Source organism: Paenibacillus sp. USHLN196 (genome assembly GCF_037144955.1).
Taxonomy (GTDB): domain Bacteria; phylum Bacillota; class Bacilli; order Paenibacillales; family Paenibacillaceae; genus Paenibacillus; species Paenibacillus xylanexedens_C.
The window spans coordinates 1-223 of the sequence record NZ_JBBCYH010000070.1 but is presented as its reverse complement, the minus strand read 5'-3'; the positions used below and the strand labels follow the sequence as shown (position 1 = coordinate 223).

1 rRNA gene is annotated in these 223 nt (G+C 57.0%); it reads left to right on the top strand.

Annotation, left to right across the window (positions count from 1 at the left end):
• Positions 1–223, top strand: a 23S ribosomal RNA gene (locus tag WFI24_RS34645); the annotation flags it as partial.

The following is a 223-nucleotide window of genomic DNA, read 5'->3' as shown; positions in this document are numbered from 1 at the left end:
TTTAGGGGTGATGGCGTGCCTTTTGTAGAATGAACCGGCGAGTTACGTTCCCGTGCAAGGTTAAGGTGAAGAGCCGGAGCCGCAGCGAAAGCGAGTCTGAATAGGGCGACTGAGTACGTGGACGTAGACCCGAAACCGGGTGATCTACCCCTGTCCAGGGTGAAGGTGCGGTAACACGCACTGGAGGCCCGAACCCACGCATGTTGAAAAATGCGGGGATGAG